Consider the following 8,643-nt stretch of genomic DNA (forward strand, 5'->3'; position numbering starts at 1 on the left):
GATATCCAAGGAAAATCGTTATCATGCAAATTAGTGAATCTTGGTTAAGGGAATACGTCAATCCACCAGTATCGACTGAAGAACTGGTCGCGCAATTGACCATGGCAGGACTGGAAGTTGATTCGCTAACACCTGCTGGGGCAGTATTCAGCGGTGTTGTAATCGGTGAAGTCCTGACTGCCGAAAAGCATCCTGATGCGGACAAGCTAAAAGTCTGTATGGTTAACGTAGGCAACAGCGAACCATTACAAATTGTTTGTGGTGCCAGCAATGTCAGGCCAGCGTTAAAAATCCCTGCCGCCTTAGTCGGTGCGGTATTGCCCGGCGACTTCAAGATTAAGCAATCTAAACTGCGCGGCGTGGAATCTTCAGGCATGCTCTGCTCGGAAAAGGAATTGGGCATAGCCGCCGATGCCAGCGGCTTAATGGAGTTGCTCCCCGATGCGCCAGTGGGCGTGGATATTCGGGAATATCTAAACCTTAACGATACCATCATCGAAATCGACTTGACCCCCAATCGTGCCGACTGCCTAAGCGTTGAAGGTATAGCGAGGGAAGTCGCTTTGCTCAATAGCATGGATTGGACGGCAATCCAGGTAAAGAAAGCCGCAATCCATCATCAAGATACCTTACCTATCTCAGTCGAAGAAAAGGCCGCTTGCCCCCGTTATCTGGGGCGATTAATCAAAGGCGTGAACCCCAAGGCGGAAACGCCATCCTGGATGCAGGAACGTCTGCGCCGCTCTGGTATCAGAAGCTTAAGTGCAGTGGTGGATGTCACCAACTATGTACTGATAGAGCTAGGCCAGCCTTTACATGCGTTTGATGCAGATAAACTAGTCGGCGGTATTACGGTACGCATGGCAAGAAACGGCGAGTCATTGGCTCTGCTGAATGGTCAAACTATCACGTTAGATAACGAAGCTCTAGTTATTGCCGATGACAAGCAAACATTGGCACTAGCTGGTGTAATGGGCGGCAGCGACAGCGCAGTTGGCGATACTACCCAAAATATTTTCCTAGAATGTGCTTTCTTTGCACCACGGGCTATCGCTGGTAAAGCCAGACGTTTTGGCTTACATACCGATTCATCACATCGTTTTGAACGCGGCGTAGACGCAACCTTGCAACACCGCGCAATCGAACGGGCAACCCAGTTGATTATCGAGATTGCCGATGGCAGCGTAGGCCCGATTAATGAAGTCAAACATGAGGTATCATTACCACAACGTCCGGCGATAATATTAAGACGGCAACGAATAGCAAAAATGCTCGGCATAACCTTACCAGATGAAAAGGTGCATGACATCTTTGTGCGCCTAGGCATGTGTATCGAACAACACCCTGAGGGCTGGAATATAGCCCCGCCAGGATTTCGTTTTGACATTGCTATAGAAGCCGATCTCATTGAAGAACTGGCAAGAGTCCACGGCTATAACAACATACCCAACAATAGTTTGTTGATGTGGGCAGAACTGGGCAAAGCGACAGAAACTGTGTTGGACATCGACAGGGTTAAAGACCTCCTGGTTGACCGGGGTTATCAGGAAGCCATCACCTACAGTTTTGTTGACGAAGACATTCAGCAAGCCGTGGCCGCTGAAGATGTGCTGATTAAAATAACAAACCCTATCTCATCCGATCTATCGGTAATGCGTAGCACCTTATGGTGCGGTTTGCTAAAGGCTGCACTACATAATCTCAACCGCCAACAGACCAGAATACGTTTCTTTGAAACCGGATTGCGGTTTTTAAACGTTGGTGGGCAAATACAGCAGCAAAAAATGTTGTCAGGATTAATCTTAGGCAGCTTTTATCCAGAACAGTGGGGGGAAAAAAGCCGTAAAGTCGATTTTTTTGACCTTAAAGCGGATGTGCAGGCCTTATTGTCGCTAACAGGTTGTGTTGTTAAGTACGAACCAGCCAAACATTCTGCATTACATCCAGGGCAAACAGCCCAGATTTTATCTGAAGCTGGTGAAAAAATAGGCATCCTGGGCATGTTGCATCCCAGCCTTGAAAAGCAATTAGGTTTTGAAACCCCAGTTTATTTATTTGAACTCGACCAAGACTTGTTGCTTAACAAAACGGTTTCAAGGTTCAAGCTCTTATCAAAATACCCGTCGGTCAGCAGGGATCTGGCCCTAATCGTAAAAGAGGCTGTCTCAGCAGACGATATTATCGCCAGCATAAAAAGCAGCAATGAGCCTAACGTACAAAATATATCTATTTTCGATATGTACCGTGGCAAAGGGATAGAACAAGGTCACAAAAGTGTCGCCGTCAGCATCACGTTACAAAATTTTTCACAAACGCTTACAGATGTTGAAATAGATGCTATATTTAACAATATATTACAAACATTGGCCAAGACGATTGGTGCAAAACTGAGGGATTGATTACATGGCATTAACAAAAGCTGATTTTGCGGAAAGGCTATACGAAGAATTGGGCCTAAACAAACGTGAAGCCAAAGAAATGGTGGAATTGTTTTTTGAAGAAATTAAAGGTTCTTTGGCGCATGGCGAACAGGTAAAATTGTCCGGTTTCGGAAAATTTGAGTTGCGCGACAAAAACAGCCGCCCAGGTCGGAATCCAAAAACAGGTGAAGAAATACCCATTACCGCACGCCGTGTGGTAACATTTCGGTCAGGTCAAAAACTAAAAGCCCGAGTAGAAACGTATGCTGGAACCAAGCAATAATAACGAACTGCCCGTTATACCTGCCAAACGCTATTTCACCATCGGTGAAGTCAGTGAGTTGTGTGGGGTAAAGCCGCACGTTTTGCGTTACTGGGAGCAGGAGTTTACCGAGCTAAGTCCAGTAAAACGGCGTGGCAACCGCCGCTACTATCAACGCCACGATGTGTTGATGATACGGCAGATACGAGCCCTATTGTACGAACAAGGCTATACCATCGGCGGTGCCAGGGCGCATTTGACCAGCGACAACGCCAAGGAAGATTCAACCCGTACTAAACAACTGATTCATCAAATGATCGGTGAACTTGAAGATATCCTTGAATTGTTGAAATAGAATCCAATACGCTTTGGGTAGGCTTGTTGTATAATCCGCCGCCCAGCTTTCCATAAGATTGCGCCAGCAGTCCATTCCACACCATCTTTTTGATTTAGATTTTTAATACTGTCGGGGCGTAGCGCAGCTTGGTAGCGCACTTGCATGGGGTGCAAGGGGTCGGAGGTTCAAATCCTCTCGTCCCGACCATTTAAATCAATATGTTATAAAATAACATCATTGTGAAAGCAGAAGAATAGCTTTTTCGGGATAGCATTCGGGATAGCAAATAAATTTTATTGTTACTTCTGTGCAGGCTTTATTTATATGTCTTTGGCTTTTTGGGCAGCCATCGCTTTAACAACCGCCCTAGCAAATTCCTCAGCATTTTGGTTGACAGACGAACGAGGCTTTTTTAATTGCTGAAAAATCTCACCCTGACGATGTTCTTGCACCTCGCCATAGCTGTAGAAGGTTGTCAAAACACCCTCATGCCCTAGATTTTGGCTCCAAGCCTTAAATACTTCGGGTGATTGGCAAACTGTTTGCCCAAGCCTTACCAGGGTATTACGAAAACTATGCGGATTAAAATAAGGCAAATCAGCCGATTCAAAGGCATCTTTAAAAATTTTCCGTATAGGTGATGCTGTACTCCAATGCTCTCGCAAAAGTCCTTCTGCTTTAAAAAACCTTTCTTCACCAACAATTACATCAGTTTTTGGAAACAATGGATCATCATTGCCCCAAAGCATTACTTCTTTTAGGTAACGCACCCAATCATAAACAATTTGATGGATGTGATCCCCAACGGGAAAAAAATTAGTGGTGAAGGTTTTGCTAAATTTGGTGTTAACTTCCCTGGCATCCTGAAAAACTTTATCGCCAATAATATCAATATGCTTCAATTTCATAGATGCAATCGCACTATCCCTAGCCCCTGTTAATAGGGTAAAGGCGATAAGGCTACGGTTACGCTTTTCTATTGCTGTTTGATTAGGCATAGTGTTAATCACATGAATAATCTGTTCCAGCGTGGGAAAAGCCGTATGCCGACGCGCCGTCGCAATGCGAACTTCTTTTTCCGACAAGTTAAAATAGTCGGTATCGGTATAATTAATCCGAGACTTGTAGCCAGGTTGCTGATACAACCATTGAAAAAAAGCCTTCAATTGCCCCAGCGTAGAATTAAGCGTCGCTTTGCTTAACGGCTTTCCGGTTTGCTGATTGGTTTGTTTGGCAAGATGGTTTTTAAAACCGACCGCTTGTTGATGATGAAAAGCCTTAAAATCCTTATATTTCGTATAGGATTCAAAACGGCTGATTGCCATCGCCACCGCATCAACTGAACTCTCGTTTTGCCGCTTGGCTTCCTTGAGAAAGGTAAAATAGTTACGCTTAATCCTTTCATTATTTGCGTTGTGTTTTTTCATGGTTTCAACTCACTTATTGAAGTCACAGTTTACGGGGGGAGTGTTACTCTCGTTTATGTGTTCCTGTGCCTTCGTGAATGTGATGTCTAATTTGCCCTTAATTTTCTCTAAATTGGCAAAATTATAAAATTTATTGATGAAACCATCGCAGGACGGACATAGACCAATCAAGCACCCCATCTTGCTATTGATAGGCTTAAAATCAACCATATTTCCAGCGGGTATTTGAGGTAATCGGCAACGGACACAATAAATCTCATAAGGAAGACATTTCCGTTTATTGCGCTTCCTTTTCGACTGTAAGTATTGCTTTAGGTCAGAACCCAGGATCAACATCGGCCTTTTGCTATCATTTGTAGGCAAACCATCTTTGAACCATGAACGCACCGTGTTTTTATGGACTGAAAACAAATCAGCCACTTCCCCAACCAAATAACTTCGGTGAATTTTTACCAAGTTGGGACTAAGCCGCTTGCCCATTATTTAGCCTTGCGGCTGGCTTCAACTTTTTCGCTCAACCAAGCTTCAATATCTTGCTCTAACCAACCAACAGCCCTAGCCCCCAACGAGATTGGCGCGGGAAATTGTTTGTTGGCAACATGCGAATAGATGGTACTGCGTGATAAGCCCGTTCTGCTTTTAACGTCAGGTAGTCTTAATATTCTGTGCGACATTCTCGAACCTCTTAAGTGATTACTGGAAAACTTAAGAGCGAGCTTAACTGTGCGATTTGGGCGATAAAACTTTATTATTAGGCCAGATGATGATTTATTAATACTAATAAAACATGCGGTTACAAAATATTACTGGCATTTTGTAACCTAGATTGAATAAAAACACAGTAAGAAACAACGAGGATTAAAAAATAATAAACTACTAAATCTATAAGTTATGAAGAAAAAAGTTGGGCAAAATATTTCCGCCCAACTTTTTTCACTTAATCATGTTTTTACGGATATATTCAACACTTTTACCTTTGGCAATGTCCGATTTGAAGATTTGTTTGGCGCACCATGTTTTATTTTTTTGGGGATTTTCTTTTTCAAGCCTTAAATATTCATCATTCCAATCCTGAAACATAGCTTGAGTTGCAAGTTTTCTGTCTTCCCGCTTACTTGTTGACGGCGTGTATTTTTTGCCCTTGCTTATTGCTTCGCTATTAAGCAGTTCACCAATTTTGTATCGGTCAATAACAAGTTGCTTAACATCAAAATACAAAACCTCATCAATTGGAACGGTGTGCTGGTTTATTTCAAGCGACAAATCCGCGAGGTTTAACGTAACATACCGCCGCCCCTTTTCACCTTTTAGCATTCCTAAGTTGATAACAGATTGATTGGCTAAAAACGTAATCTTATCTTTTAACTCCAACAAATCCATGATTACTTTAGCTAACAGTTTTACGCTCCCCTGCCATTGCCGCAATCGAACCAATGGCACTGTTATCCGCCCCATTTGGCTTTGCATTTCGGCATCTTCACACACAACAAAAGCACGGGTTAAGGCGGGATCATTGGCTGGAAGGGTAATAACATCCATGAAACAATGTTTCTCGCACCCGTTACACTCGATGGATTGCGCGGCTGGCGCAGGTATAAGCAAGCCAAGCTGCAAGAACGCATCTAACGCGCCATCAGGCCACTCAATTACCGCATCCCAACCAATCTTAATAGCTTTCTTTTCAGCGCGTAAATGCGCCAAATAGTCTAAAAGGACATCATTGAAGGTCATGCTGTGCTATTACTATAATGCCCTAAGCTCAAGCCCTGATTTCGCAAGTATCTTGCGGATTTTTAGATCATCCCCATCATGCCCCAGCGAAAGCGAATTTGGGTAAGTGATGTTGAATGGCTTTGTTATCGCGCGTTTGCCTGGTTTTGGCACAAAAGTTACTTTCACACGGGCTTGGGTGATGTAATAAGGCGGCGGTTTTAGCAGTTCCAGCAAATCATAAACCGCACTGGGATCATGTTTAGTTTCGGCTTCTAAGGTAATGCGTTTTTTTGCGCCATGCTTTAGAGTGAGCCTTAATTGAGTAATTTCAATACTTTCAATCCCAGATTCAGGCTCTATTTGAAACTGAAACTCAGATTCCGCCAACGGGTCTAAATTGTAAACCCGCTTATCTACCGTACCGTCTGGTAGCGTTTCTAAATGAAGGACGGCTTTGGCAAATAACTTCTGCAATTCCGGCACTGCCTTAGTATTCTTAGGCGCGTAAATGTCTAACGAACCTTCAGCTTCGCAATAAACAAAGATAATCTCAAAGGCAGGATGTTGGGCGCGGTTTTTTAAAGCATTACTTACCCACTCCACGGCAGACAAGCCAAAATCTTCGGGATAAGCAAAGAAATACTCCTTGTTGTGGCGGCGGTAAGGCTCTACCTTACAATTTTTACCACGGCCTTCTTTGCCATGGAAATATGCGCTGATAGCATTTGCTAACGCCTTGATAGCGGCAGGTTCAACATCAGGCGGCACACGGGGCAAATCATTCCGTTTCCTCCAATAAGAACTGCTCACATTATCGGCATGGAGTAACAAAGAAGCCCCTTGCCATAAATACCGCTTCTCAAGAAAAACCCACATCACCTTGGCATGTAGACCGTCTATGTCAGAAATGGCCTCGACAAAATCATCCTCCTTATGGTCTGGGAATGCCGCCTCATCAATCAACGCCTGAATGCCGCCATCACAGGCCATCGCATGAATATCCTGAAATTCCGCTTCAATGACCTTTAGTAGCTCATCGGGTAAGCCGGTAAAGGCGGTAAATAGGCTATCAACTTGCTTATTGTTGAAGGCACTAAAATCAATGCCTAAATCGACATTTTTGGAAGCAAAATAACTGGCCAATTGGCTAGGCGGGATTTTCCTGAAAAATTGCTTATGTGAGTAAGGGCTTACCAATTGTGACCTCCAAAATAGCCATAAGAAAGAAGCTAATGCTATTATGTCGTATGTTATCGGAAGTTATAGGAAAATTTACTTAAAACAGCGCCGTGGAAGTGAAATCGCATTGATTAGAGCAAGGTATAACCAGAATGACTAAAATTAATTAGCTGAACTCTAAATCAGCCACAAAGAGTTGACAGTAAAATTGGAATGGGCAAACAAGAGAAGCTCTATTTCAGATAAATATGTTAGCGACACCGCAAAGCGGTAAGTGTGGTGATTCAAATCAAGCAGCGACGGCAACTTTCCCCAAAGGTAAATATTCATCCCCCGCAAATAAATCAAATCCGGTCGGTAGTGTAAGAACAGCGCGGCAAAGTAACCTAAATTGAATAGGTGCATCCAAATTCAAGCGTTCGACCGTCAAGTGAACATCAGTTTTAGAAAGTACACGCCTTAAATCCTTATTCAGATACCGTGGACAATAACCTGCTTTAACGGGTTCGTTGGTTTCAAGGCGAAGGGCGAAACGATCTTTTTCATTGTCTTCTTCCCTTAACAGTAAGCTATCTCCGACATTAAGACTATTTACACGCTGTAACTCCCAAGGATCAAGATACCGTAATCCATGACTAAGAAAGAACAATTCGATTTCACCATTTTCATTGACATCTGGATGCGGATATACACACAACTCATCGGTAGCGCGTTTTCCGCCCGAACGGGCAAGTAGTTCCATAGGGTTATGCGGCTGTTCTGGATCAACAGCCAACCAACGAACGTAACTAGGATATTCTGGGCGAGAGCTGCTCAATACTCTATTAGCAAACAACGGAAATAATTCGTTGGAGACATAACGTAAGTGCAAGTCCTGCATTCTGCCCAAATAATGAAAGCGAGATGATGTTTTTGCACCCTGCGTGTAGGTGAAATAATATAACCCATTTTCCTTGCTCAATCGTCCTACCGTATGCCATAACCGAGTTTGCGGGTCTTGCCAGGCGATATAAAGCACATTCATAAAATTTTGATTTGTAAAAGCCTTTGTTTATTAATTTCTAAGAGTTCCAGGGCAAAGTCTATTGAAACTTCATTAATTTCTGTTGTTGGTACACGTTCAAATATAGCAAAACATTGTTGTTTTGTTATATCTCCTAGTATCTGTAACCATAGTTTAGCAGCTTTGGGTCTTCGGGTTGCCGCCATTTCAAATACTCTGACCGTCGATAATGGAATTTGATCGCTTTTTGTTAAGTAAATTGCCGACCGAGCTTTTTTTGCGTAGCTGCTAATATGCCGATT

General features: G+C 43.3%; 8 protein-coding genes, 1 tRNA gene and 1 pseudogene. 4 read left to right on the plus strand and 6 right to left on the minus strand.

From position 1 onward, the window contains the following. The first annotated feature begins 23 nt into the window (after positions 1-23). The 4 genes from pheT (at position 24) to AC1YY3_RS09430 (ending at position 3,226) form a co-directional block, all read left to right on the plus strand. The gene (gene pheT / locus AC1YY3_RS09415; protein WP_481824948.1) at positions 24-2,399 is read left to right on the plus strand and encodes a phenylalanine--tRNA ligase subunit beta; all 2,376 of its coding nucleotides are present in this window, start codon (positions 24-26) and stop codon (positions 2,397-2,399) included. Positions 2,400-2,403: 4 nt separating this feature from the next. Then, entirely contained in the window at positions 2,404-2,703 is a 300-nt protein-coding gene (gene ihfA, locus AC1YY3_RS09420; protein ID WP_023494044.1) for an integration host factor subunit alpha, read from the plus strand. Next, on the plus strand, positions 2,684-3,037 hold the full coding sequence (locus AC1YY3_RS09425) for a MerR family transcriptional regulator (RefSeq protein WP_481824947.1): 354 nt from the start codon (positions 2,684-2,686) through the stop codon (positions 3,035-3,037). The genes ihfA and AC1YY3_RS09425 overlap by 20 nt, the downstream gene beginning before the upstream one ends. 112 nt (positions 3,038-3,149) lie before the next feature. Further along, positions 3,150-3,226, plus strand: a tRNA-Pro gene (locus AC1YY3_RS09430). 113 nt (positions 3,227-3,339) lie between these two features. On the opposite strand, the gene AC1YY3_RS09435 is transcribed toward AC1YY3_RS09430, so the two are convergent. The 6 genes and pseudogenes from AC1YY3_RS09435 to AC1YY3_RS09460 form a co-directional block, all read right to left on the minus strand. Beyond that, positions 3,340-4,446: a tyrosine-type recombinase/integrase gene (locus AC1YY3_RS09435; protein ID WP_482194444.1), complete on the minus strand. Its 1,107-nt coding sequence runs from the start codon at positions 4,444-4,446 to the stop codon at positions 3,340-3,342. A 479-nt stretch (positions 4,447-4,925) separates the two neighbouring features. After that, positions 4,926-5,120, minus strand: coding sequence for a helix-turn-helix transcriptional regulator (locus tag AC1YY3_RS09440; protein ID WP_482194445.1), 195 nt, complete (start codon positions 5,118-5,120; stop codon positions 4,926-4,928). Positions 5,121-5,379: 259 nt separating this feature from the next. Next, the gene (locus AC1YY3_RS09445) at positions 5,380-6,177 is read right to left on the minus strand and encodes a hypothetical protein (protein ID WP_482194446.1); all 798 of its coding nucleotides are present in this window, start codon (positions 6,175-6,177) and stop codon (positions 5,380-5,382) included. A 12-nt stretch (positions 6,178-6,189) separates the two neighbouring features. Continuing rightward, the gene (locus tag AC1YY3_RS09450) at positions 6,190-7,356 is read right to left on the minus strand and encodes a hypothetical protein (protein WP_482194447.1); all 1,167 of its coding nucleotides are present in this window, start codon (positions 7,354-7,356) and stop codon (positions 6,190-6,192) included. Positions 7,357-7,627: 271 nt separating this feature from the next. Continuing rightward, positions 7,628-8,362 (minus strand): HIRAN domain-containing protein, encoded by a 735-nt coding sequence (locus tag AC1YY3_RS09455; RefSeq protein ID WP_482194448.1) that lies wholly within the window; start codon positions 8,360-8,362, stop codon positions 7,628-7,630. Further along, a pseudogene (locus AC1YY3_RS09460) lies at positions 8,359-8,643 on the minus strand (phosphatidylinositol kinase); the annotation flags it as partial. The gene AC1YY3_RS09455 and the pseudogene AC1YY3_RS09460, both read right to left, overlap by 4 nt.

This window comes from Methyloglobulus sp. (genome assembly GCF_964779595.1).